Source organism: Luteimonas sp. A611 (assembly GCF_054072715.1).
On the sequence record NZ_JBSVRP010000002.1, the window covers coordinates 22,139 to 45,880 of the forward strand.

23 protein-coding genes are annotated in these 23,742 nt (G+C 69.9%); 13 read left to right on the forward strand and 10 right to left on the reverse strand.

The window, feature by feature from the left end:
• Positions 1-149: 149 nt before the first annotated feature.
• Entirely contained in the window at positions 150-2,501 is a 2,352-nt protein-coding gene (locus tag ACW5EG_RS10495; protein ID WP_457019538.1) for a S8 family serine peptidase, read from the reverse strand.
• Positions 2,502-2,755: 254 nt separating this feature from the next.
• Positions 2,756-3,307, reverse strand: coding sequence for a putative Fe-S cluster assembly protein SufT (gene sufT, locus ACW5EG_RS10500; RefSeq protein WP_457019537.1), 552 nt, complete (start codon positions 3,305-3,307; stop codon positions 2,756-2,758).
• A 143-nt stretch (positions 3,308-3,450) separates the two neighbouring features.
• On the opposite strand from sufT, the gene ACW5EG_RS10505 reads away from it, so the two are divergent.
• On the forward strand, positions 3,451-3,816 hold the full coding sequence (locus tag ACW5EG_RS10505; protein ID WP_457021433.1) for a hypothetical protein: 366 nt from the start codon (positions 3,451-3,453) through the stop codon (positions 3,814-3,816).
• 6 nt (positions 3,817-3,822) lie between these two features.
• Here the strand turns inward: ACW5EG_RS10505 and ACW5EG_RS10510 are convergent, their stop codons facing one another.
• The gene (locus ACW5EG_RS10510; protein ID WP_457019533.1) at positions 3,823-5,223 is read right to left on the reverse strand and encodes an NAD(P)(+) transhydrogenase (Re/Si-specific) subunit beta; all 1,401 of its coding nucleotides are present in this window, start codon (positions 5,221-5,223) and stop codon (positions 3,823-3,825) included.
• The gene (locus ACW5EG_RS10515) at positions 5,220-5,519 is read right to left on the reverse strand and encodes an NAD(P) transhydrogenase subunit alpha (protein WP_457019531.1); all 300 of its coding nucleotides are present in this window, start codon (positions 5,517-5,519) and stop codon (positions 5,220-5,222) included. Before ACW5EG_RS10515 ends, ACW5EG_RS10510 begins: the two co-directional genes overlap by 4 nt.
• 257 nt (positions 5,520-5,776) lie before the next feature.
• On the opposite strand from ACW5EG_RS10515, the gene ACW5EG_RS10520 reads away from it, so the two are divergent.
• From ACW5EG_RS10520 to ACW5EG_RS10530, 3 genes are read left to right on the forward strand one after another with little or no spacing between them, the layout of a single operon-like run.
• The gene (locus ACW5EG_RS10520; RefSeq protein WP_457019590.1) at positions 5,777-6,283 is read left to right on the forward strand and encodes an RNA polymerase sigma factor; all 507 of its coding nucleotides are present in this window, start codon (positions 5,777-5,779) and stop codon (positions 6,281-6,283) included.
• The gene (locus ACW5EG_RS10525) at positions 6,280-6,657 is read left to right on the forward strand and encodes a hypothetical protein (protein ID WP_457019529.1); all 378 of its coding nucleotides are present in this window, start codon (positions 6,280-6,282) and stop codon (positions 6,655-6,657) included. The genes ACW5EG_RS10520 and ACW5EG_RS10525 overlap by 4 nt, the downstream gene beginning before the upstream one ends.
• Positions 6,658-6,662: 5 nt before the next feature.
• Positions 6,663-7,103, forward strand: coding sequence for a DUF3106 domain-containing protein (locus tag ACW5EG_RS10530; RefSeq protein ID WP_457019528.1), 441 nt, complete (start codon positions 6,663-6,665; stop codon positions 7,101-7,103).
• A 165-nt stretch (positions 7,104-7,268) separates the two neighbouring features.
• On the opposite strand, the gene ACW5EG_RS10535 is transcribed toward ACW5EG_RS10530, so the two are convergent.
• A complete protein-coding gene (locus tag ACW5EG_RS10535; RefSeq protein WP_457019526.1) occupies positions 7,269-8,363 on the reverse strand; it encodes an NAD(P) transhydrogenase subunit alpha in 1,095 nt (364 codons plus the stop codon).
• Between the two features lie 119 nt (positions 8,364-8,482).
• A complete protein-coding gene (locus tag ACW5EG_RS10540) occupies positions 8,483-10,930 on the reverse strand; it encodes a DUF1631 family protein (RefSeq protein ID WP_457019524.1) in 2,448 nt (815 codons plus the stop codon).
• Positions 10,931-10,997: 67 nt separating this feature from the next.
• Between ACW5EG_RS10540 and ACW5EG_RS10545 the strand changes: the two genes are divergently transcribed.
• Genes ACW5EG_RS10545 through ACW5EG_RS10560 form a run of 4 tightly spaced genes read left to right on the forward strand, consistent with a single transcriptional unit; the run spans position 10,998 to position 13,903 of the window.
• Positions 10,998-11,591, forward strand: coding sequence for a nitroreductase family protein (locus ACW5EG_RS10545; protein WP_457019522.1), 594 nt, complete (start codon positions 10,998-11,000; stop codon positions 11,589-11,591).
• Complete coding sequence (locus ACW5EG_RS10550) at positions 11,588-12,571, forward strand: 5'-3' exonuclease (RefSeq protein ID WP_457019521.1); 984 nt, start codon at positions 11,588-11,590, stop codon at positions 12,569-12,571. Before ACW5EG_RS10545 ends, ACW5EG_RS10550 begins: the two co-directional genes overlap by 4 nt.
• Entirely contained in the window at positions 12,568-13,122 is a 555-nt protein-coding gene (locus tag ACW5EG_RS10555; protein ID WP_457019519.1) for an NUDIX hydrolase, read from the forward strand. The genes ACW5EG_RS10550 and ACW5EG_RS10555 overlap by 4 nt, the downstream gene beginning before the upstream one ends.
• Positions 13,103-13,903, forward strand: coding sequence for an N-formylglutamate amidohydrolase (locus ACW5EG_RS10560; RefSeq protein WP_457019588.1), 801 nt, complete (start codon positions 13,103-13,105; stop codon positions 13,901-13,903). The genes ACW5EG_RS10555 and ACW5EG_RS10560 overlap by 20 nt, the downstream gene beginning before the upstream one ends.
• A gap of 22 nt (positions 13,904-13,925) precedes the next feature.
• Here ACW5EG_RS10560 and pip read toward each other — a convergent pair whose 3' ends face one another.
• Together pip and prmC are read right to left on the reverse strand one after the other, a co-directional pair.
• A complete protein-coding gene (pip, locus tag ACW5EG_RS10565; protein WP_457019518.1) occupies positions 13,926-14,867 on the reverse strand; it encodes a prolyl aminopeptidase in 942 nt (313 codons plus the stop codon).
• 198 nt (positions 14,868-15,065) lie between these two features.
• A complete protein-coding gene (gene prmC, locus ACW5EG_RS10570; RefSeq protein WP_457019517.1) occupies positions 15,066-15,926 on the reverse strand; it encodes a peptide chain release factor N(5)-glutamine methyltransferase in 861 nt (286 codons plus the stop codon).
• A 403-nt stretch (positions 15,927-16,329) separates the two neighbouring features.
• Here prmC and ahpC point away from each other — a divergent pair, with 403 nt between their 5' ends.
• From ahpC to ACW5EG_RS10595, 5 genes are all read left to right on the forward strand, one after another.
• Positions 16,330-16,893, forward strand: a complete 564-nt coding sequence (ahpC, locus tag ACW5EG_RS10575) for an alkyl hydroperoxide reductase subunit C (protein ID WP_457019515.1) — start codon at positions 16,330-16,332, stop codon at positions 16,891-16,893.
• 190 nt (positions 16,894-17,083) lie between these two features.
• A complete protein-coding gene (ahpF, locus tag ACW5EG_RS10580) occupies positions 17,084-18,682 on the forward strand; it encodes an alkyl hydroperoxide reductase subunit F (protein WP_457019513.1) in 1,599 nt (532 codons plus the stop codon).
• Positions 18,683-18,686: 4 nt separating this feature from the next.
• Entirely contained in the window at positions 18,687-19,640 is a 954-nt protein-coding gene (locus ACW5EG_RS10585) for a LysR substrate-binding domain-containing protein (RefSeq protein ID WP_457021434.1), read from the forward strand.
• A gap of 145 nt (positions 19,641-19,785) precedes the next feature.
• Positions 19,786-20,196 carry a nucleoside diphosphate kinase regulator gene (gene rnk, locus ACW5EG_RS10590; protein WP_457019510.1) on the forward strand — a complete coding sequence of 137 codons (411 nt, stop codon included), beginning with the start codon at positions 19,786-19,788 and terminating at the stop codon, positions 20,194-20,196.
• A 6-nt stretch (positions 20,197-20,202) separates the two neighbouring features.
• A complete protein-coding gene (locus ACW5EG_RS10595; RefSeq protein WP_457021435.1) occupies positions 20,203-20,850 on the forward strand; it encodes a hypothetical protein in 648 nt (215 codons plus the stop codon).
• A 120-nt stretch (positions 20,851-20,970) separates the two neighbouring features.
• Here the strand turns inward: ACW5EG_RS10595 and msrA are convergent, their stop codons facing one another.
• Both msrA and ACW5EG_RS10605 read right to left on the reverse strand, forming a co-directional pair.
• Positions 20,971-21,624: a peptide-methionine (S)-S-oxide reductase MsrA gene (msrA, locus tag ACW5EG_RS10600; RefSeq protein ID WP_457021436.1), complete on the reverse strand. Its 654-nt coding sequence runs from the start codon at positions 21,622-21,624 to the stop codon at positions 20,971-20,973.
• Positions 21,625-21,693: 69 nt separating this feature from the next.
• A complete protein-coding gene (locus ACW5EG_RS10605) occupies positions 21,694-23,673 on the reverse strand; it encodes a diguanylate cyclase (RefSeq protein WP_457021437.1) in 1,980 nt (659 codons plus the stop codon).
• Positions 23,674-23,742 lie beyond the last annotated feature (69 nt).

A 23,742-nucleotide genomic window follows, 5' to 3' on the forward strand; every position in this document is an offset into this window, starting at 1 on the left:
AGCAAGCTCGCGATGATCCAACCGGTGAACCGTTTCATTCCATCGACTCCTCTTGCGGAGGGCTTCGCCCCGGATAAGAAAGACGGCACGCCGGTTGCCCGGCGTGCCGCCCTGTCACTTCGCCTTTCGGTAGTGCCTGCGCGCGCGCATCAAAATGTGATGCTCCAGCTGTTGATGTAGCCGGTGTCGGCGCCGGCGCGGTCGCTGGCGCGCAGGTTCCAGGTGCCGTTCAAGGGTTCGCTCGACAGGTTCAGCGTGTACGTCGAGTTGATGTTGTCGGCGCTGCCGCCGCTGCGGTTGCTGAGGTTGTAGACCGACCCGTCCGGCGCCACCAGGTCGACGACCAGGTCGCCGCGGTAGGTGTGCACGATGTTCACCGCCGCGGGCACGCTGCTGCCGGCGTTGCCGCTGCGTCCGGACACGGTGATCGGGCTGCGGATGCCGGTGGCGTTGTTGTCGGGGATGGCGTAGTCGGTGCCGTTGCTGTAGGTCTGGCTGCCGCCACCGCCGCCGCTGCCGTAGCTGGCCACCAGGCTCACGCCGGAGAACGTGCTGTAGGCGCGCAGCGAGACATGGTACGTCCCGGCCTGCGGCGTGGCGAAGCTGCAGGTTTCGGCATTGCCCGACTGGTACGGGCGGCAGTTGTAGGCGCTGGTCGTGGGCTGGCTGCCGGAGCGCACGTACAGGTCGGCATCGCCGCTGCCACCCGAGGCGGCGACGGTGAGGTTCGACGCACCGGCCGGGACGTTGATCGTGTAGTGCAGCCAGTTGCCGCTGCTGGCCGACAGTCCGGTCACGGGTACGCCGTTCTGCAGCACGCTGCCGCCGCCCCCGCCGCTGCTCACCGTCACCGACTGGGTGCGGGTATTGCTCGCCGCGTCGTCGTCGGTCACGGTCAGCGACACGCTGTAGGTGCCGGCCGCCGCGTAGGTCTTGCCTGGGTTGGTGGCGGTCGAGCTGGTGCCATCGCCGAAGTTCCAGCTGCGCGAGGCGATCGAACCGTCGCTGTCGGTGGAGGTGTCGGTGAACTGGACGCTGAGGCCGTTGACCGTCGAGGTGAAGCCCGCAGTCGGCGGCGTGTTGCCGGGCGTACCGCCCATCACCGCCGTCACTGCCGCGTTCGCGTCGATGATGCCCGCGCCGATTGGCTGGCTCGGCGTCGACGGGAACGCACGCGCGGTCTGCTTGATGATTGTTTCGATCTCCGCCGGCGTCTTCGGCGAGGGCGCTGCGGCCTGCATCAGCGCCACCACGCCAGCCACGTGCGGCGTCGCCATCGATGTGCCGCTGTTGTTGGCATACGAAGGCGTGGAGCCGGAACGGTAGGTCGACAGGATGCTGGTGCCGGGCGCGGCGATGTCGATCAGCGCGCCGTAGTTGGACGCCTGTCCACTGGTCCAGATCGAGCGCGCGCCGTTCTGGTCGTTGGCCGCCACCGAGAGGATGCTGTTGCAATTGGCCGGAGACGCGCCGGAGACGTTGACGTTGCTGTTGCCTGCGGCGATGACCACCGTGCTGCCGCGCGAGACCGCGCTGTTGATCGCGTTCTGGTAGGTGGCGCTGCACGAGCCGCTGCCGCCCAGGCTGAGGTTGATCACCTCGGCGGGATTGGCATTGGCCGGCACGCCGGACACGCTGCCGCCCGAGGCCCAGACCAGCGCATCCACGATGTCCGAAGTATTGCCGTAGCCGCTGTTGCCAAGCACGCGCAGGTGCAGCAGCTTCGCGTTGGGCGCGGTGCCGGCCACGCCGGTGCTGTTGTTGGTCACCGCCGCCACCGTGCCGGCCACGTGCGTGCCGTGCAGCACGCCGGACGCGTCGGTCGGGTCCGGGTCGCGGCCATTGCCGTCACCCGAGCCTGCATTGCCGGAGCTGGTCGAGCTGACGAAGTCATAGCCGCCGACCGAGTTCGCGTCCAGGTCGGGGTGGGCGATGATGCCGCTGTCGACGATCGCCACCACCACGCCGGCGCCGGTGGACTTGTCCCACGCAGCCGGCCCACGGATGCCGCCGGCGCTGCTGTGGAAGCCCCACTGCTCGGCGTAGCGCGGATCGTTGGGCGTCATCAGCGCACGCATGAGCTGGTCGACCTCGACGTACTCGACGTTCGGGTCGGCCGCGAGCTGCCGCATCAGGATCTCGGCGTCGGCCCGGTCGAGCTTGCGGTTGACGCGGACCACGTCGGCGCCGACCGCCAGCCGCCGCTCATGCGCCACGCGCAGCGCGCCGGCGCGCACGCCCTGCCGCTGCAGGCTGGACGAGATGCCGACCAGCGAAGCGGCGGCGTTGTCGAGGCCACGGCTGCGCAGCGCCGCATCGGCGTGTTCGGGCGCCCCGGCGCGGTACTTGACGATGAACTGGTCGAACGCGACGTCCGACTGCAGGCCCTCGAGATTGGCCTGGCCGGCGGACGCCGGTGCCATCGCGAGGGCGGACAGGGCGACGGCGGTCGCGGCCGCGAGCGCATGCAGGCGGATCTGCCGCCTGGAAGAGTGATTCATCTGGATGACCCCCGGAAACGGAGCAAGCCGCCTGTGCGGCGAAATGCCGGCGGGCACGGGACCAGATAGATGGACGATGCGTGGAACATCCCTGTGTCTCTCGCGTCAGTCGGACGTGTGCGGACTGACAAAATCGTCCGCAAACTGACGCTACACGACAGCTGAACCGTGCCGCAACGGGATGACGAGAATCAGTTGCATGTGAAATCGAGACTACCGTCACGAATCCAAAATGTCGTGCGCTGTCTGCTGCCCTACAGCATCCCGGTTTCGAGGCGCGCGGCTTCCGACATCATCGAACGGTTCCACGGCGGATCGAACACCAGCTCGACATCGGCCTCTTCGACCGTGGGGATCAGCTCGAGCTTGCTGCGCACGTCCTCGACCAGGATGTCGCCCATGCCGCAGCCGGGTGCGGTCAGGGTCATGCGTACGTCCACGGCCCGCCGCTCGTCTCCCAGCGGGCGCACCTGGGCTTCGTACACCAGGCCCAGGTCGACCACGTTGATCGGGATTTCCGGGTCGAAGCAGGTGCGCAGCTGCTTCCACACCAGTTGCTCGACCGCGGCATCGTCGGCGCCCTCCGGCAGCGCCAGTGGCTCGGGCGGCTCCTTGCCGATGGCGTCGCCGTCCCTGCCCGCGATCCGGAACAGGTTGCCCTCCACGAATACCGTCCAGCTGCCGCCCAGCGCCTGGGTGATGTAGCCGACGCTGCCCGCGGGCAGGGTCACCTCGTCGCCCTGCGGGACAAGGACGGCATCGCAATCGCGCTCGAAGCGCACGGGTTCACTGCTGCGGGAATACATGTTGGGAAGATGGGGCCGCCGGCCCGAAGTGCAATGCGCCATTGTACCGCCGCGCGCCCGGTATCCTGTGCGACCGTCCGCAACGCAGCCTCCCGATGCCGCCATCGCGCCGTCCTGTTTCCCCCGTGTTGGCCGCAGCAGTGTTGACCCTGGCGAGCCTCGGCGTGGCCGCGGTCTGGGTGCTGCTGTCGATGCGCCTGGATAGCCAGTGCAGCTGGATGGCGGTGGTCGCCGCGGCCGACGCCGCCCTGGTGGTGCGACTGCTGCGGATGCGTCCGGGCACACTGCGCATGCTGCTGGGCGTGCTGGCGACGCTGGTGGCGATCCTCGCGGCGAACTGGCTGATCGTGGCGAGCTGGCTGGGCCGGCACATGGGCCTGCTGCCGTGGGAATCGATGGTCAAGCTGGGCCCGGGGTTCGGCACGCTGCTGGTGCGCCTGTCCAACAGCCCCGCCGACCTGGCCTGGATGGCGGCGGCCCTCGTGGTGGCCGCCGTTGCCTCGCGCTGATGCGGCTCAGTGCCCGCTGTCGAGCGCCTTGAGTTCGCTCACCAGCGCGCTGGCCATCTCCGCGCCGTCGCCGTAGAGCATGCGCGTGTTGTCGGCATAGAACAGCGCGTTCTCGATGCCGGCAAATCCCGTGCCCTTGCCGCGCTTGATGACGATGGTGTTCTTCGAGTTCACCACGTCCAGGATCGGCATGCCGTAGATCGGACTGGCCGGATCGGTCTTGGCCACCGGATTGACCACGTCGTTGGCGCCGATCACCAGCGCAACGTCGGTGTTGGCGAACTCGGGGTTGATGTCGTCCATGTCGGCGATCAGGTCGTAGGGCACGCCGGCCTCGGCCAGCAGCACGTTCATGTGCCCGGGCATGCGCCCGGCGACCGGATGGATGGCGAATTTCACCTTGACCCCGCGCTCGGTCAGCCGCTGGGTCAGCTCCCAGATCTTGTGCTGCGCCTGGGCCACGGCCATGCCGTAGCCGGGCACGATCACCACGCGCTCGGCGTAGGCCATCATCGCCGCGACGTCGCCGGCCTCGATCGGCTTCTGCGCGCCCTCGATCGCCTGCGCCTCGCCGCCGCCGCCGCCGAAGTTGGAGAACAGCACGCTCTTGATCGAGCGGTTCATCGCCTTGGCCATCAGTCGCGTCAGCAGGATGCCGGCCGCGCCGACCATCATGCCGGCGATGATCAGTGCCTCGTTGCCGAGCACATAGCCCTCGAAGGCCACCGCCAGGCCGGTCATCGCGTTGTACAGCGAGATCACGACCGGCATGTCGGCGCCACCGATGGGCAGCGTCATCAGCACGCCCAGCGCGAGCGCCGCAACGAAGAACGCCACGATCCAAGGCACGCCCAGCGACCAGATCACCAGCCCGCCCAGCACCACCGTGCCCAGCGCCACCAGCGCGTTGAAGGCCTGCATGCCGGGGAAGGAGTAGCGTTTGTCCATGCGCCCGTCGAGCTTGGCCCAGGCGATGATCGAACCCGACAGCGCCACCGAGCCGATCAGCGCACCGAGCACCGCCAGCGTCAGCGGCACCGGCCCGCTGGCCTGGCCGAGCGCCGACCAGCGCAACAGCTCGACCGCGCCGATGGCCGCGGCCGAGCCGCCGCCCAGGCCGTTGTACAGCGCCACCATCTGCGGCATGTCGGTGATCGCCACCCGCTTGCCCGACACCCAGGCCAGTGTGGTACCGATCGCGAGCGCGGCGAGGATCAGCGGAATGTTGTGCAGGTCGGGCAGGAAGAAGGTGGCGACGGTGGCGATCACCATGCCCAGGCCAGCCCAGCGGATGCCGCTGCGCGCGGTCATCGGCGAAGCCATGCGCTGCAGGCCAAGCAGGAACAGGGTGGCCGCGACCAGGTAGCTGGTCTTGACCACGAGGTCGAGGATGTCCGCGCCGCTCATGCCTTCGACCCCGGCTTCCTGGACGACTTGAACATGTCCAGCATGCGCTCGGTAACCACGTAGCCGCCGGCCGCGTTGCCCGCGCCCATCAGCACGGCGATGAAGCCGATCGCCTTCTCCAGCGTGGTGTCGGCGTGGCCCAGCACCACCATCGCGCCGATCAGCACGATGCCGTGGATGAAGTTGCTGCCCGACATCAACGGCGTGTGCAGGATCACCGGCACCCGCGAGATGATCACGTGGCCGGCGATCGCCGCCAGCATGAAGATGTACAAGGCCACGAACCCGTCGATCATCCCGTCCCCCGGAACCGCTGCGTGAGGTCAGCATCATAACCGCGGCTGAACCCGGCGGGCGGCGGTCAACCGGACCGCGCCTTGCGCGTTGTCATCCCCGACCCTTCGGGAGTTCCGGCTGCAACCAGATGAGCGATGGCGGATACGACATGAGGCGGAACGCGACGGCGCAGGCCGCGCCCGCGGATGCGGCAGCGGTTAGGCTGGACGGCGTGGACAGCCCAGCACCCGCCGCCGCACCTCCGCCCGCGGTCGCCATGACGCTCGAGGCGTTCCTTGCCGGCGTTTCGACCCGTGCCTTCCGCTTCGCCGAGCTGGGTCTGCGCCACCGCGAGGATGCGCTGGATGCCGTGCAGGACGCGATGGCGAAGATGCTGGGCTATCGCGACCGCAGCCCGGCGGAGTGGACACCGCTGTTCTGGTCGGTGCTGCGCAGCCGGATCATCGACGTGCAGCGCAGGCGCACGTTCCGGCTGAAATGGCTGACCGATGCGCGTGACCCGGATGGCGGCGAGATCGACTGGGCCGATGAATCAACGCCCGACCCGTCCCGCGCCCACGACGGCCGCGAAGCCTGGGGCCAGCTGTCGTCCGCACTGCGCGGCCTGCCGACGCGCCAGCGCGAGGCGTTCACGCTGCGGGTGCTGGAGGAGCTGGACGTCGAGGCGACCGCAAAAGTGATGGGCTGCAGCGCCGGATCGGTGAAAACCCACCTGTTCCGCGCCCGCGAGGCCCTGCAGAAACAACTGGAGGATTTCCGATGAACACCCCCGACCCGGGCCACGACCGTTTCGACCAGGCCGCACGTGCCGCGCATGCCGATGCGCTGGCCCATGTGTCCGCCGCAACCATGGCCCAGCTGCATCGCCGTCGCCATGCCGCGCTGGCATCGACGCCGGCGCGCGGATGGCGCTGGCCGCTGCCGGCGGCGGCGTTCGCTTCGCTGCTGGTGGTCGCGGTCGGACTCGGCTTCGGCCTGCGCATGGCCGACGAGGCACCACCGATCCCCGCCGCGCCGGCACTCGCCGCGGCCGGCGCGGAGCCCGGCATCGAGGCCGTGCTCGACGACCTTGCCCAGAACCCCGACTTCTACGTCTGGCTCGCCTCGGGCGATGCCGACCTGATCGCGATGGAGTAAGACGAATGTCGCCCCGTACCCGCCTGCTTGCCCTGCTCCTTGCCCTGGCCCTCTTTGCGGCCGTTGCACAGGCCCAGTCCACCGCCCCTGCACCGCTGCCGGCCTGGGATCAGCTCAGCAGCGAACAGCGTGAACTGCTGCTCGCGCCCGTGCGCGAACGCTGGAACCGCAGCGAACCCGGAAAGCGCACGCACATGCTCGAGCACGCGCGCCGCTGGCAGTCGATGACTCCGGAACAGCGCGAGCACGCGCGGCACGGCATGAAGCGCTGGCGCGACCTTCCGCCGGAAAAGCGCGAGCAGGCTCGCGCCCTGTTCGAACACACCCGCGAGATGCCCGAAGCCGAACGCAAGGCAATGATCCAGCGCTGGAAGGCGATGACGCCAGACCAGCGCAAGGAGTGGGTGGACGCGCATCCGCCGCAGGCGCTGGAACGCCCGAGGTAGTCCTGCCGCAGTCCTTCGGCCCGTCGATCATGGTGCGGCGCGCCGGCCGCAGTGTCGCGAGTCAGACGGCGTTGTCGCCAGGGTCGGCCAGAGATTTCTCCCTTCGGTCGAAATGACAGATTTCGGTCAAATGACTGGCTCCGTTCGAAACGCCAGACGCCGGCCTCAGTCCGTCCCGCTCCGCTCCGGCCACACCGTCCTGGCCAGCAGTTCGTCGTCCCAGTCGAAGGCGACCGCGCCGTCCTTGAGCAGCAGCGACACGAAGTTGTAGAGGTTGCGCGCATACATCTCGCTGGCGTGCAGCGCACCCTGGCTGGCGAGGTCGAGCGGACCGGCGATGGTCACGCCGCCGCTTTCGATCGTCTTGCCAGGAACGGTCAGCTCGCAGTTGCCGCCGGTCTCGGCAGCGAGGTCGACGATCACGCTGCCGGGCTTCATGCCGGCCACCATCGCCGCGGTGATGATCTTCGGCGCCGGGCGACCCGGCACGGCCGCGGTGCAGACGATCACGTCGATGCCCTTGAGGTGTTCGGCCAGCCGCTGCTGCTGCAGCGCGCGCTCCTCTTCGGTGAGCTGGCGGGCGTAGCCGCCCTCGCCTGCGGCGCTGACGCCGAGATCGAGGAACTTGCCGCCCAGCGATTCGATCTGCTCGCGCGTCTCCGGACGCACGTCGAAGCACTCGACCTGCGCGCCCAGCCGCTTCGCTGTCGCCACCGCCTGCAGGCCCGCGACGCCGGCGCCGATGATGAGCACCTTGGAGGGCCGGATGGTCCCGGCCGCGGTGGTGAGCATCGGGAAGTAGCGCGGCACCAGCTGCGCCGCGATCAGCACCGCCTTGTAGCCGGCGATACCGGCCTGGGAGCTGAGGATGTCCATGGCTTGCGCGCGCGTGGTGCGCGGCAGTCGCTCGAGCGGGAAGGCGAGCACGCCGGCCGTGCGGATGGCTTCGGCACGCGCTTCGTCGGCCTGCGGCTGCAGCGCGCCGACCAGCACCGCCCCGCGCTGCATCCGCGCGATCGCCGCGGGCGGCGGCGGCTGCACGCACAGCACGATGTCGGCCTCTTCGAAGCCGTCGCCATCGACGAGCGCCGCGCCTGCATCGGCATAGGCCTGGTCGGGGAAGTGCGCCAGCGCGCCCAGGCCCTGCTGCACGCGCACCGTGGCACCGGCGCCCACCAGCTTCTTCGTCGTTTCGGGGGTCAGCGCCACACGCCGTTCGCCAGGCGCGCTTTCGCGCGCGACCGCAATGATCACCGCCATGCATCCATCCCCTGCGAAAGTCGCGCCATCGTAGCGAATCGACACCGCGGGCGCGATGTGCGCGCGCCGCCTGGCGCGCGACAGCGAGGACAGTTCGCCCAGGCGCGACGCCCGGCTGCTCAGCCGTGCCTGCGTTCCTGCTTCACGGCGGATACCTCGTCGGAGGCGACGTTGATCCGCTGCCACAGCTGCTTCATCGCCTCGTCGAACGGCGAATCCACCGAGCGGACCTGGGCGCGGCCTTCGGCCACCATCACCGCGAGCTCCTCCGGCGAGACCACCGTCTTGCGCAGGCCGCGGCGGTTGACGATCAGGAAGCGGCCGGTCAGCGGGCTGATCCAGGCCACGCGCCCGGCGCTGTCCTGGCCTTCCTCGTCGACCAGGCGCAGGCCTTGGCCCACGCGCAGGCGACGCATGCGCGTGGCGATGCCCGGGTCGAACTCGATCTGGGCGCTGCCGCCGGCCACGCGCAGCACGCCGTCGGCCTCGCCCGCCACGTCCTCGAGCTGGGGCTGGTGCACGGTGCGAGACGTGTCGGGCAGCGCAAGCGCCGAGATGATGCGGGCCATCGCGTCGCTGGCGGCGCCCGCCTCCATGCCGCAGCTGGTGTAGCACTCGCCCAGCGGCACCTGCAGCGCCAGCAACTGCCGGGCGACGACCGCGCCGCGCACTTCCGCCGCGTCGGCGTCCACCTGCACCATCGCGTCGCCGAGGTTGACGGCGGCCAGGTGGCGCTGGGAATCGGCGCCGTCGCGCAGCCAGGTCTGGGTGAGGTGGTGGCGCCAGTGGCGGTCGAGGAAATGCGCGACCGCCGCGGTCAACGGCCGACCGGACAGGCGCGAGGCGACCAGGTCGGCCGCACTGCGCCGCGCCTGCTGCAGGCGCTCGCGGCCGTGGATGGCCTCGGCGGCGCGCTTTTCGGTCAGTTCGGCGCGGCGCCGCTGCTGGTCGAGGTGGTCGCGCAGTTCGGCAGCAGCCAGTTCGAAGATCGCCTGGTCGTCCTGGTATTCCTCGACCACCCGGTCGACCGCGTGCCCGGCCTGGTTGAGCGTCTCCTGGTCCTGCGGGGTCCTGCCGGCGTTGCCGTCGCAGGCCTCGGTGACCGCATCCAGCAGGCGCCGCGCGGGATGGCTGCGGCGGTTGAACAGCGAATCGTCGGTGAGCGCCACCTTCAGGTACGGCACCACCAGCTTGCCGTAGAGCTGGCGCGCGTCGCCGACCAGGTCGTTGGCGTCGAACAGCGACTGGAACAGGATCCCGATCAGGTCGATCGCGTCCTCCTCGTCGCCGCTGAAATGCGTATTGGCCGGATCGAAGCCGATCTGGCGCACGCCGTCGAGCAGCGAATGGCGGATCACGTCGGCCAGGCGCCGTGTGTCCTCGCCGGCCAGGACCTTCTCGAACGGCGCCGGATCATCGCCCTGCAGCAGCGAGGCGAGGCTGACCAGCTCATGGGTGTCCAGTACGTGGCCGCCCGATCGGGACGTGTCCACTGGATCGTCCGGCAGTCCGGAACGCCCCTGCATGCGCGGCCCGACGTCAGGCGCTGGCGCGCGTGCACGCCAGGCGCGCAACTGGTCGCGCACCAGGTCGCGGTAGCGCAGGGGGCGGCCGCTGGCCAGCGCCTCGGCGACAACCTGCTCGCGCACGCGGCTGGTCGCCGCGCTCTCGCCACCATGGTCGGCAGCCGGGGAGTCCGCCCACGCGCCGGAGAAAGCCGCCGCGCCGGGATGATCGGCATGGAAGTCGCCTGCCGCCTGCGCGGCGGTCGCGCCGGACGCGAAGGCTGCCCCGGCGTGCGGCACCACCCCGCCGTCCGGGACCCATTCGCCGGATTCGCCGGACCCGGCCGTGCTGGCCGGAGCCTGCGACGTAGCCGACGCGGGCGCACCGCGTTGCCGGCGGACCGGCGCGCCGGCGCTGAATGCGGCGGCGTCCAGGACCGCGTTGGCCTTGTCGTACAGCTCGCCCAGCACCTTGGGCAGGCGCTTGTCGAACTGCTGGAACACCATCGAGCGCAGCCCGGCGGTGAGGTCGTCGGGTTCGAACAGCGCCACGAACGCAGTCACCGCCACTTCCGGACGCATCGGGTTCGGGCGGCGGCGGCGAACGCCCAGCGCCTCGGACAGCTGGCCCAGGCGTTCGTCGAGCTGGGCCAGCGGGTGCAGGAACTGGTGGTCGAGCAGTTCGGCGATCTGTTGCCCGGCCAGGTGGATCTCCAACTCCGACTCGGACATCAGCGTCAGCGAGCGCTCCCGCTGCGGCGTGTCGTCCGGATCCTGCCAGCGCGCGAACTCTTTTTCGATCGATTCGCGGAACCGCGTTGCGAGTTCCAGCGCGCGATGGCTGAGCGCCATGACCGAGACCCGGTCTTCCTGCGCGGCGACGTAGTCGTGCCCGGCCAGCGCGGCCAGTCGCACCTGCTCCTCGATCGAGCTCCAGAACCCGGACAGGACCCCGCCCAGTTCGGTCATGGCGTCGTGCTTCAGCGTCTCCAAAACGCGAGCAGGGGCGCGCGCGGGACCTGCCCGGCTGGCTGACTGACCTGTCGGAACGGAACGAGGCATGATCTAGGGGACAATACTGCAGAGTTGAATCGCCATCACATCATTCAGTTTTAACCGGCCAGAGTCTGTGACTGCCTCCGCAAATAGCTCCCCCACCGGCCCGATCCCGCTGGATCAGCGCCGCTCCGTCCCGGCCCGCCAGCTCAGTGAGCCTGGACCCGACGACGCCACCCTGCTGCGCATGCTGCGTTCGGCGGTGCGCGTGCCCGACCACGGCAAGCGCGTGCCGTTCCGCTTCCTGCGCATCGCCGGTGGCGCACGGCAGCGCCTGGGCGAGGCGCTGGCGCAGATGACGCTGGAGCGCGATCCCGACGCTGCGGAAGCGGCGCTGGACAAGGACCGCCAGCGTTTCAGCCACGCGCCGCTGGTGATCGCCGTGGTCACGGTGCAGGACCCGGAGGACCGGCAGATCCCGCCGCAGGAACGGCTGCTGACCGCGGGCTGCGCTTGCTTCGCCCTGCTGCAGGCCGCGCAGTCGCTGGGCTTCGGCGCCTGCTGGCTGACCGGCTGGCCGGCCTATGACGCGGAGGTTGGCGCGCTGCTGGGCCTGGGCGCGGACGAGAGCGTGGCTGGTTTCATCCATATCGGCACGCCACTGCTGGAGGCGCCCGAACGCGGCCGCCCCGATCCGGCCGCGCTGCTCACCGATTTCACGCCATGAACGTTCCCGCAGACAACCTGAAGCCGGGAACGCCGGTCTATCTGGTCGACGCCAGCCTGTACGTGTTCCGCGCATGGCATTCGATGCCCGACCAGTTCCACGATGCCGACGGCCGGCCCAGCAACGCCGTGCACGGTTTCGCGCGCTTCCTGCTGGAGCTGCTCGAGCGCGAGCGCCCGCGGCATATCGCCGTGGCCTTCGACGAGGCGCTCGACAGTTGCTTCCGCAACGCCCTGTATCCGGCCTACAAGGCCAATCGCCCGCCCGCGCCGGACGAGCTGCGCCACCAGTTCACCCACTGCAAGGCGCTGGCCGACGCGCTTGGCCTGAACGTGCTCGCCCACGGCGAATACGAGGCCGACGACCTGATCGGCAGCGCGCTGCACCACGCGCGTGCGCAGGGACATCGCGGGGTGATCGTCTCTGCCGACAAGGACCTGTCGCAGTTGCTCGACGCACACGACGAGCAGTGGGACTTCGCCCGCGGCCAGCGCTGGGGCGCGGCCGGGGTGAAGGCGCGCCAAGGTGTCGAGGCGCGACAGGTCGCCGACTACCTGGGGCTGTGCGGGGACGCGGTGGACAACATCCCGGGCGTGCCGGGCATCGGTGCAAAGACCGCAGCGGTGCTGCTGGCGCATTTCGGCACGCTCGATGCGCTGCTTGCACGTATCGACGAGGTCCAGTTCCTGCGCTTTCGCGGTGCCGCGCAGGCGGCGGTGCGCTTGCGCCAGCATCGCGAGCAGGCGCTGTTGTGCCGGCGCCTGGCGACCATCGCCTGCGACGCGCCGGTGGGCGATGCGGCGCCGGCGTTCGCGCGCGCGGCCGCCGACGGCGCAGCGGTCGCCGCGCTGTGCGAACGGCTGCGGTTCGGCCCGCTCACGCGCCGGCGGCTATACGCCGCGGCGGGGCTGGAGTACCAGCCGCCGCAGGCCGACGCCGATCCGATGGATGCGGCCATCGCAGGTACCATGCCGGCATGAACACGCCTGCGCAGGACGCCGAGCTGCTGTACGAAGGCCAATGGCTGCGGCTGGTACGCCGCGGCCACTGGGAATCATGCGAGCGCACCCACGGCCGCGACGGCCTGGCGGTGCTGGTGATCGCGGTGACGCCGGACGACGAGGTGCTGTTCGTCGACCAGTACCGCGTGCCGCTGGGCGCACGCACCATCGAGATGCCGGCCGGCCTGGTCGGCGACGACCACAGCCACGACACGCTTGAATCCGCTGCGCGGCGTGAGCTGATCGAGGAAACCGGCTGGGAGGCCGGGCGCGTGGACGTGCTGCTGGTCGGGCCGACCTCGTCTGGCATGAGCAACGAGCGCATTGCGTTTGCCCGCGCGCTCGACCTGCGCAAGGTCGGCGAAGGTGGCGGCGTGGGCGACGAGGACATCATCGTCCACGCCGTGCCGCGGACGCAGGCACCGGCCTGGCTGATGCGCAAGCATGCCGAAGGCTACGAACTCGACCTCAAGCTTTGGGCCGGACTGTGGATGATCGACCATGAGCCCGATGGCTCGCCGCGCCGCTGAGCCCGTGCGCGCACCCTCCCTGCTGGCCGCAGGCGATCCGCCACCGGTGCAGGTGTTGCGCGCGGGCGCCAGTTCGCCCTGGCTGCTGATCTCCGACCACGCGGGCCAGGCGGTTCCGGCGAAGCTCGACCGGCTCGGCCTGCCGCAGCACGAGCTCGACCGCCACATCGGCTGGGACATCGGCATCGCCGGCGTCACCACAGGCCTGGCCGAACGCCTGGATGCCTGCGCGATCCTGCAGGCGTATTCGCGCCTGGTGATCGACTGCAACCGCCCGCTCGACGCGCCGGGCTCGATCGTGGCCCGCAGCGACGGCACCGATGTCCCGGGCAATGCCGCGCTGGATGCCGATGCACGCGACAGCCGCATCGGCGAGATCTTCGCGCCCTACCACGCGCGCATCGAGGCCGAGCTCGATCGGCGTGCGCACGCCGGCCAGCCGACGATCCTGGTCGCGATGCACAGCTTCACCCCGGAGATGTCCGGGATCGCGCGGCCGTGGCACGCGGGCGTGCTGTACCAGCGCGACGCGCGGTTGGCGCACGCGCTGCGCGACATGCTGCGCGAGGAAGGCGACCTGGTAGTCGGCGACAACGAACCCTATGCCGTCAGCGACGCCACCGACTACGCGATTCCAGTCCACGCCGAACGGCGCGGCCTGCCGCACGTTGAGCTTGAAATCCGCCAGGATCTGATCGCCGATGCGGCCGGACAGCAGGCCTGGGCCGAGCGGCTGGCGCGCCTGTTCGGCGCGCTGCAGGAGCGGTTCGCCGCGCGCTGAGCACCAACGCCGGTGGCGCGCCTCAGGCGAAGCCGTCGGTCGCGCGCACCAGCGCGTCGATGTTTTCCGCCTCGAAGGCCGAGTGACCCGACGCGGCTGTGATCACCAGTTCGGCCTTGGGCCAGACCTTGTGCAGGTCCCAGGCGTTCTGCACCGGGCAGACCACGTCGTAGCGGCCATGCACGATCACGCCGGGGATGCCGGCGATGCGGTAGGCATCGCGCAGAAGTTGGTCGTCGACCTCGAAGAAGCCCTTGTTGGTGAAGTAGTGGTTCTCGATGCACGCGAACGCGAGCGCGAACTGCGCGTCCTCGTGGCCGCTGACGAAATCCTGGTCGACGTGCAGGAACGAGGTCGCGCCTTCCCACACGCTCCATGCGCGCGCGGCGGCCAGGCGCGTGGCTTCGTCATCCGAGGTCAGGCGACGATGGAAGGCACCGACGAGGTCGTCGCGCTCGTCTTCCGGGATCGCGGCGATGTAGTGGTCCCAGGCCTCGGGGAACAGGCGCGAGGCGCCCTCCTGGTAGAACCACTGCAGCTCCCAGTGGCGCAGCATGAAGATGCCGCGCAGCACCAGTTCGGTCACGCGCAGGCAGTGCGCCTGGGCGTATGCCAGCGCGAGCGTGGACCCCCAGGAGCCGCCGAACACCTGCCAACGTTCGATGCCCAGGTGCTCACGCAGCGCCTCGATGTCGGCGACCAGGTGCCAGGTGGTGTTGTCGACCAGGTCTGCATGCGGCCTCGAGCGGCCCGAGCCGCGCTGGTCGAACAGCACGATGCGGTACTTCGACGGGTCGTGGAAGCGGCGCATCTTCGCGTTGCAGCCGCCGCCGGGGCCGCCGTGCAACAGCACTACCGGCTTGCCCTTCGGGTTGCCGCACTGCTCGAAGTACAGCGTGTGGCGGTCGTCGACCTGCAGGCTGCCGGTGTCGTACGGCGCGATTTCGGGGTAAAGCGTGCGCATGCGGCGCCTCCGGTAAAGAGTCGTGCCAGTCTAGTGGGGCCGTCGCATGGGTGCGACACCGTGATCTGGACGACACCGTCTCATTCCGGGCCAACGCCGGGTCCGATCCGCATCGGGCAGAGTTCTAGCTGCGGTCCAGATGACAGCACGCCGCCTCGGCCTCGCGTTGGGCCTGAAGCCTTCCTCCGGACCAGACCGTCATCCCCGCAGTCCAGCAGAGCGCCCGAGGCTCACCCGGTCGCGCTCCTCGAGGTCGCGGTGCGTGGAGACCTCGGACAACCCGGCCGCCTCCAGCAGCTCCCGCACCGCGGCGCCCTGGGTCCAGCCGTGTTCGAGCAGCAGCCAGCCGCCGGGCAGCAGGTGCGCTGCTGCGCCGGCGACGATGGTGCGGATGGCATCGAGGCCATCCGCTCCGGAGGCCAGTGCGCCCGGTGGCTCGTAGCGCAGGTCGCCCTGCACCAGGTGCGGATCGTCCGCGGCGATATAGGGCGGGTTGCTGGCGATCAGGTCGAAGCGGAGGCCCGGCAGCGCGTCGAACCAGTCGCCGCGACGGAACTCCAAGTTGCCCAGCCCGAGCCGGCCCGCGTTGGCACGTGCCACCCCGAGCGCGCCGGGGCTGGCGTCGGTGGCCAACACCCGTGCGCGCGGGCGCTCGCTGGCCAGGGCCAGCGCGATCGCGCCGCTGCCGGTGCCAAGGTCGGCGATGTGCAGCTCGCGATCGCGCGGCAGGCGCGCCAGGGCCAGTTCGACCAGCAGTTCCGTTTCCGGCCGCGGGATCAACGTATCGGGCGTGACCGCCAGGTCCAGCGTCCAGAATCCTCGCTGCCCGCATAGATAGGCCACCGGCTCTCCGCCTTCGCGACGGGCCAGCAAGACCTCGAACCTGGCCTCTGCCCCGGCCTCGATGGCATCGCTGTCGTGGGCAAACAGCCAGCCGCGGGACTGGCCCAGCACGTGGGCCAGCAGCAGCCCGGCCTCGTCAGGAGCGATCCGCCCGCGGGCGGAGTCGAGGAGGCTGCGGACGGTGGGTACGGGTCGAGGATCGGTCATCGCGGGCATCGTAGCGGCTGCACCTCCGCAGCCCGCCGCCGCGGGACCAAAAATGAAGGCGGCCGAGGCCGCCTTCAAAGATTCCGTATGCGTGTGGGAGGGAGGAACGGATACGGAACTCGACAGGACCAGCGCCATTGCGACGCCAGGTCCGATGCCCGGCCCTGCCCCGCGGTTCGAACTTTCGACTGCCGCGGACTGCAGTGCGTGATCGAAATATGCTGCACTGCAAAACCGGATGCAAGCGTTTCCGCAGTGCAAACAGGTGGAAATTCCGCCTAGTTTGATAGATAATAACTATCGTTTCGATTAATCCAATCGATTTTACATATCGATAGCCCGTGCCTATGATTCTTCCGTCGACCCGCCTACGGGTCGGATCAAGCCAGTCCTGCCAACCACAGAGGTGTCCATGTCCCTGATCAATACCGAAATCCAGCCGTTCAAGGCCTCCGCCTACCAGAACGGTGAGTTTATCGAAGTCACCGACGCGAGCCTGAAGGGCAAGTGGTCGGTCCTGATCTTCATGCCGGCTGCCTTCACCTTCAACTGCCCGACCGAGGTCGAGGACGCCGCCAACAGCTACGCCGAGTTCCAGAAGGCCGGTGCCGAGGTCTACATCGTCACCACCGACACGCACTTCTCGCACAAGGTGTGGCACGAGACCTCGCCCGCGGTGGGCAAGGCCCAGTTCCCGCTGGTCGGAGACCCGACCCACAAGCTGACCCGCGCCTTCGGCGTGCACATCGAGGAAGAAGGCCTGGCCCTGCGCGGCACCTTCGTGATCAACCCCGAAGGCGTGATCAAGACCGCTGAGATCCACGACAACGCGATCGCCCGCGACGTCTCCGAGACCTTGCGCAAGCTCAAGGCCGCGCAGTTCGTCGCCGCGCATCCCAACGAGGTCTGCCCGGCCAAGTGGAAGGAAGGCGAGAAGACGCTCAAGCCGTCGCTCGACCTGGTCGGCAAGATCTGACCACGCAGCGCGTGATCGCCTGAGTCACTGCTCCACGCTCCACCCCGCCCCGTGCCGCTTGTGCGGCGCGGGAGCGGATCGGAGCCGATGCCGGCCAGCCAGCGGGTGGAAGTCCTCCCTCCCCTCCCCTCCGCAAGCCAGCCGGCGTCGGTTCCGATCCGCTTCCGCATTGCCTCCCCCAGGAGTTTCCGTGCTCGACAACGACCTCAAGGCCCAGCTCAAGGCCTATCTCGAACGGCTGCAGCGCCCCGTCGCGATCATCGCCTCGGTTGACGATGGCGACAGCTCGAAGGAAATGCTGGAGCTGCTGGAAGACATCCGCAGCCAGTCCGACATGGTCACCGTGGAGGTGCGCCACGACGATGCGCATCGCAAGCCGTCGTTCGCGCTGACCTCCCCGGGCCACGACATCTCGTTGCGCTTCGCCGGCCTGCCGATGGGCCACGAGTTCACCTCGCTGGTGCTGGCGCTGCTGCAGGTGGGCGGGCATCCGTCCAAGGCCGCGGCCGAGCTGCTCGAGCAGGTGCGCGGGCTGGAAGGCGAGTTCCGCTTCGAAACCTATTACTCGCTGAGCTGCCAGAACTGCCCGGACGTGGTGCAGGCGCTGAACCTCGCCGCGGTGCTGAACCCCGGCATCTCGCATGTCGCGATCGACGGCGCGCTGTTCCAGGACGAAGTCGAGGCGCGCCAGGTGATGTCGGTGCCGACCATCTTCCTCAACGGCGAAGTCTTCGACCAGGGCCGCATGAGCCTGGAGCAGATCGTCGCGCGCCTGGACACCGGCGCCGCGAAGCGCGAGGCGGCGAAGATCGCGGGCAAGGATCCGTTCGACGTGCTGGTCGTCGGTGGCGGTCCTGCAGGTGCCGCCGCCGCGGTGTACGCCGCGCGCAAGGGCATCCGCACCGGCGTGGCGGCCGAGCGCTTTGGTGGCCAGGTGCTCGACACCATGTCGATCGAGAACTTCATCTCGGTGCCGCACACCGAGGGCCCGAAACTGGCCGCGCAGCTCGAGCAGCACGTGCGCGACTACGACGTGGACGTGATGAACCTGCAGCGCGCGACGCAGCTGGTGCCGGCCGGTGCCGATGGCCTGGTCGAGCTGAAGCTCGAAAGCGGCGCCTCGCTGAAGTCGAAGACCGTCATCCTGTCGACCGGCGCGCGCTGGCGGCAGATGGGCGTGCCCGGCGAGGACCAGTACCGCAACAAGGGCGTGGCCTACTGCCCGCACTGCGACGGCCCGCTGTTCAAGGGCAAGCGCGTGGCGGTGGTCGGCGGCGGCAACTCCGGCGTCGAAGCGGCCATCGACCTGGCCGGCATCGTCGCCCACGTCACCCTGATCGAGTTCGATTCGGAGCTGCGCGCCGACGAAGTGCTGCAGCGCAAGCTGCGCAGCCTGGACAACGTGCGCATCATCATCAGCGCGCAGACCACCGAAGTGCTGGGCGACGGCAGCAGGGTGACCGCCCTGGTGTACCGCGACCGCAGCGGCGGCGATGTGCACCGGATCGAACTGGAGGGCGTGTTCGTGCAGATCGGCCTGTTGCCCAACACCGAATGGCTCAAGGGCACGATTGGCCTGTCGCCGCGCGGCGAGATCCTCGTCGACGACCGTGGCCAGACCAACGTGCCGGGCGTGTTCGCCGCCGGCGACTGCACCACCGTGCCGTACAAGCAGATCGTGATCGCGATGGGCGAGGGTTCGAAGGCGGCGCTGGCCGCGTTCGACCACCTGATCCGGGCTTCGGCGCCGGCGCCGGCGCCAGCTGCGCTCGAAGCCCATACGGCCTGACCGGGTGAACCTGCGCGACCTCAAGTACCTGATTGCGGTCGCCGACCATCGCCACTTCGGCCGCGCCGCCGCGGCCAGTTTCGTCAGCCAGCCCACGCTTTCGACCCAGGTGCGCAAGCTCGAGGACGAGCTGGGCGTGTCGCTGATCGAGCGCGCGCCGCGCAAGGTGATGCTCACCCCGATCGGCGTGGAGATGGTCGAGCGTGCGCGCCGGGTCGTGTCCGAGATCGAACAGATGAAGGAGGCCGCGCGGCGCAGCCAGCGGCCCGAGGCCGGCGTGGTGCGGCTGGGCATCTTCCCCACGTTGGGCCCGTACCTGCTGCCGCACGTCATTCCGCCAATCCGCGAGCGCTATCCCGACCTGCAGCTGCTGCTGGTGGAGGAAAAGAGCGACGAATTGCTGGCGCGCCTGCGCGACGGACGCCTGGACGCGGCGATCCTGGCGCTACCGGTGCACGACGACCAGCTGCACCACGAATTCCTGTTCGAGGAGCCGTTCCTGCTGGCGGTGCCGGAAAGCCATCGCCTCGCTGCGCAGGCCACGCTGGGCATCGACGAACTCGCCAGCGAGGACCTGCTGCTGCTCGAGGACGGCCACTGCCTGCGCCGGCAGACGCTGGACGTCTGCCACCTTGCGGGCGCCCAAGAGAAGAGCGAGTTCCGCGCCACCAGCCTGGAGACGCTGCGGCAGATGGTCGCGGCGAACGTCGGCATCACCCTGCTGCCGGCGCTGGCCGTGCAGCCGCCGGTGGCGCAGCCGCGCCATATCCGCCTGCTGCCGTTCACCGGCGCGCAGCCCAGCCGCCAGATCGCCATGTTCTGGCGGCGCAGTTCGGCCATGTCCGGGTTCCTGGCCGGGCTGGCGACCGTGTTCCGCGCCCTGCCGCCCTCCCTGCTCGCCCCGCCGGACCCCGACACCGGGCGGGCAGCGACGCCACCGCCTCCCGATATGCTCTGAAGGCCCGGCCCGCCCACTTGATGCGGGCCGCCGGGAGCGCTACGTTAGCGGCACCACGAGCGGGCGACGCGCTGGACGCGCCGTCCGTTTTTCTTTGGGCCTCGGCATTCGCCGCCGCCCCGACCTGCCATGGAGCAAGACCGAGATGACCCCCCAATCCAGCGGCGGCCTGCCGCCCCCGATCGTCGTCTCACGCCGCGACGCGGCGCGGCTGGACGCCCTGCTTGATTCGCCGCGCTGGCAGAACGACGCGACCGCCGCGGCGCTGATGGGCGAGTTGACCCGTGCCGAGGTCGTCGACAACGACGCCATGCCCACCGACGTGGTCGGCATGCATTCGCGGGTCGAGTGCGTGGACGAGAACAGCGGCGAGAAGCACACGCTGACCCTGGTGTTCCCGCACGAGGCCGACGCCGGCGCCGGGCGGATCTCGATCATGGCCCCCGTGGGCTCTGCCCTGCTTGGCCTGTCGGTCGGGCAGTCGATCGACTGGAGCACGCCGCAGGGCCGTCCGCTGAAGCTGCGCGTCACCGACGTGCACCCCGCCGCCGCCTGATCCCGCGTGTCGCTGCGCACGCTGGCGCTTGCCGGCCTGCTGCTTGGGGGCCTGGGCTGGTGGTATTCGCCCTGGTCCCCGCGCACGCCGGACGCGCCAGCACCTGCCGTCGGCACGACGCAGCGGTGTCCAACGCCCGCCGGCACGCCGCCCTCCGATGGCGCACAACAGACCGAAGTCCCGCCGGGGCTGGCGCCATTCAGCCTGGAAGCCGGGACGCTGGTGCCGCTGGCGGGCTTTCGCATCGATGCGCGCGTGCTGTCGCGCGAGGACTACATGCTGGGCCGCGAGGCCCACTTCTCACCGACCGACCTCGCCCTGGGCTGGCAGCGCATGCGCGAGGATGCGGTGCTGGCGCACCTCGAGGTCGCCCAGTCGGCGCGCTGGTACCGCTACCGCTGGCGGGACGCACCGCCGCTGCCACCGCGCGAGATCATCCGCAGCAGCGCCAACATGCACATGATCCCGTCCAGCCCCGAGGTGGCGCGTGCGCTGCGCGCCGTGCGCAGGGACGACCGCATCCGGATCGACGGCTGGCTGGTGCAGGCGCAAGCGCCTGACGGCTGGCGCTGGCGCAGTTCCCTGACCCGCGAAGACACCGGCAACGGCGCCTGCGAACTGGTCTACGTCTGCGCGATCCACGCCACGCCATAGGCGCAGCGGCAGCCGCGAACAGATCCTGTTCGGCTCGAATACGCCTCTGTAGGAGCGGCTTCAGCCGCGACAGATGCTCAACAAGGCCCGACCAAGCCCCCCGCCTCGCTCCCGCCTCGACTAGCCGGCAATTCCGACCGCGCAACTCACCCCCGTCCCACCCAGTCCGCAATAACCCCCCGGATTCTTCGACAGGTACTGCTGGTGTTCGTCCTCGGCGTAGTAGAAGGCCGGGCCCGGGAACACGATGTCGGTGGTGATCTCGCCATGGCCCGCGTCCCGCAGGCGGTGCTGGAAGGCGTCGCGGCTGCGCAGCGCCTCCGCGTACTGGGCTTCGGTCCGGCAGTGGATCGCGGAGCGGTACTGGCTGCCGACGTCGTTGCCCTGGCGCATGCCCTGGGTGGGATCGTGGTTTTCCCAGAAGGTCTGCAGCAGGGTCGCGAACGGCAGCTTCGCCTCGTCGTGGACCACCAGCACCACTTCGGCGTGGCCGGTCTGGCCGGAACACGCTTCACGATAGGTCGGGTTCGGCGTCTGCCCCCCGGCATAGCCGGCCGCCGTCGAGAACACGCCCGGCAGCGACCAGAACTTGCGCTCCGCCCCCCAGAAGCAGCCCATGCCGAACTGCACCTGGGCGAGCCCGTCGAAGGTTTCGCGCAGCGGCGTGCCGAGCACGTGGTGGCGGTTCTCGTGCAGCGGCATGGCCGTGGACCGCCCCGGCAGTGCCTCGCCGGGCTGGGGCAGGCGTTGTTTCCAGGCTCCGATTCCAGTCATTGCCGCAACTCCGATGGGGACCTGGGAATGTGCGGCCTTGCGGCGCGTCTTCAACCCGTCGGCGCGAGGTCAGCTGAATACCGCGGGCGCCACCTGCACGCAATTGCGCCCGTGGGATTTCGCGGCGTACAGGGCGCGATCGGCCCGCGCCAGCGCGCCTTCGGGCGTGTCCTCGGCCTCCAGCCGCGTGGCCACGCCCACGCTCACGGTCAGGCGCAGCTGCTGGCCGTTCCAGACCGGCCCGAGGTTCTCAACCGCCATGCGCAGCCGCTCGGCCGTCACGCGCGCGGCGGCCCCGCTGCGCCCCGGCAGGATGGCGATGAATTCTTCGCCGCCGTAGCGGCCGAACAGGTCGCCTTCGTCCAGCGCGCCGCGCAGGGCGACGGCGACGTGGCGCAGGCAGAAGTCGCCGCCGGCGTGGCCGTGGCGGTCGTTGACGGCCTTGAAGTGGTCGAGATCGATGAACAGCAACGAGACCGGCTGCTGTTCGCTGGCGGCCTCGCTGAAGGCGCGCGCCAGCCAATGGTCGATGGTGCGCCTGTTGAGGCTGCCGGTCAGCGCGTCGAGCTCGGCCGAGCGGCGCAGGTGGACTGCAGCGATGGCCTGGTCGACATGCTGTACCGCCAGCCGCACGAACTCGCCCGCCAAGGTCAGCTCCTCGGTGGCAAAGCCGTCGCCACCCGTGCGTCGCAGCAGCAGCGCGCCCCAGGCCGGCGCACGGATCTGCAGCGGCACAACCGCCTCCATCGCCACGATCGACTGGTGCCCTTCCTCGGTCACCGGCTGTTGCAGGGGAATGCCGCTGGCCGCCTGCCGCTTGAGCGCCAGCTGGCGCCTGGCCAACTGCGGCTGCATGGCCACCAGCTGGTGCGATGGCTCGACCAGCACCAGGTCGTGGCCGTGGTAGCCCTGCACCACCGCGATACAGGACTGCACCGGAAGCAGCGGCATCAGCCGCTCGATCAGCAGGCGGAAGGCGGTGGCCTGGATTTCGGCCACCGGCAGCGTCCGCAGCTGTGCCTGCAGCTCCGAGGCCAGGTCCGAGCGCGCGGCCTCGCGTGCCATCCGGCGTTCGCTGTCGGCACGCGCGAGCAGATCGCGGTCGCGCTGGTATCGATATTCGCGGATCCTGCCGACTAGGCCCACCGCGAGGAACGCCACGCCCATCGCGATCGCCAGCTGGTAGCCATAGCGCACCACCACGGTGTCGAGCAGGTGGCCGCGGGTTGCCAGGTCGGCCAGGACCACGCCGGCAAACGTCAGCAGGGCCAGCGCCGCCAGCGGCCAGGCCATGGCGATCCGCCGCCTGCCCGCATCGACCAGCAGCGCCACGCCCAGCAGCAGCGAGATCCCGTAGGGCAGGAGCTGAAGTTGCTCCATCACCCCCGCAATCGGCGCCAGGTTGAGCAGGCACAGGGCCGCCAGCGCCGCCACGCCCAGCGACACGCCGTCGACCCAGGTCTTCCAGGCCGTGACCCCCTGCCGCGTCCCCGCGTACTTCAGCAGCATCTGCAGCCAGGCCGCGCACAGCAGCAGCGACAGCGCGATCACGCCCTGGCCGCGCCAGAACGCGAACAGCCGCAGGCCGGGCAGCTGGTAGAGATGGCCGTTGCCGGCCGAGAGGGTGAGCAGGACGACCAGGGTGAAGCCGAACAGCCCCAGGAACAGCCGGTCGCGCGCGGCCGAGTACAGGGCCAGCGCCAGCAGGCCGATGGTGAACAGGCTGGCGTAGATCATCGCGCTGGCGGCGACGCCGTAATGCTCCAGGTGCATGGCCTGGGCCTGGCCCATCACCTCCGGACGCAGCGCACGGCCGCCGGCGCCATGGGCGTGCAGTTCGAGTTCGACCGGTCCCTGCCAGTGCGCGGGCAGCGGGAACAGGAAGCTGCTGGGCAGGGTGCCGGCACCCTCCCCCGGCACGAAGAAGCGCTGCGTCGGGCTCTGCCACTGGCCGCGCTGCAGCCACACCTCTTCGAGGGCGTCGCGCTCCAGGCGCACGACCCAGCGCTCGCCTTCAGCCGGCGGCGGCAACTCGAACCGCAGCCGCACCGACGAGTGTCCTGCCGCCTGCGGCTGCGACAAAGCGCCAGGGTCCGCAGCCGCCGTCGCCTCGGGCAG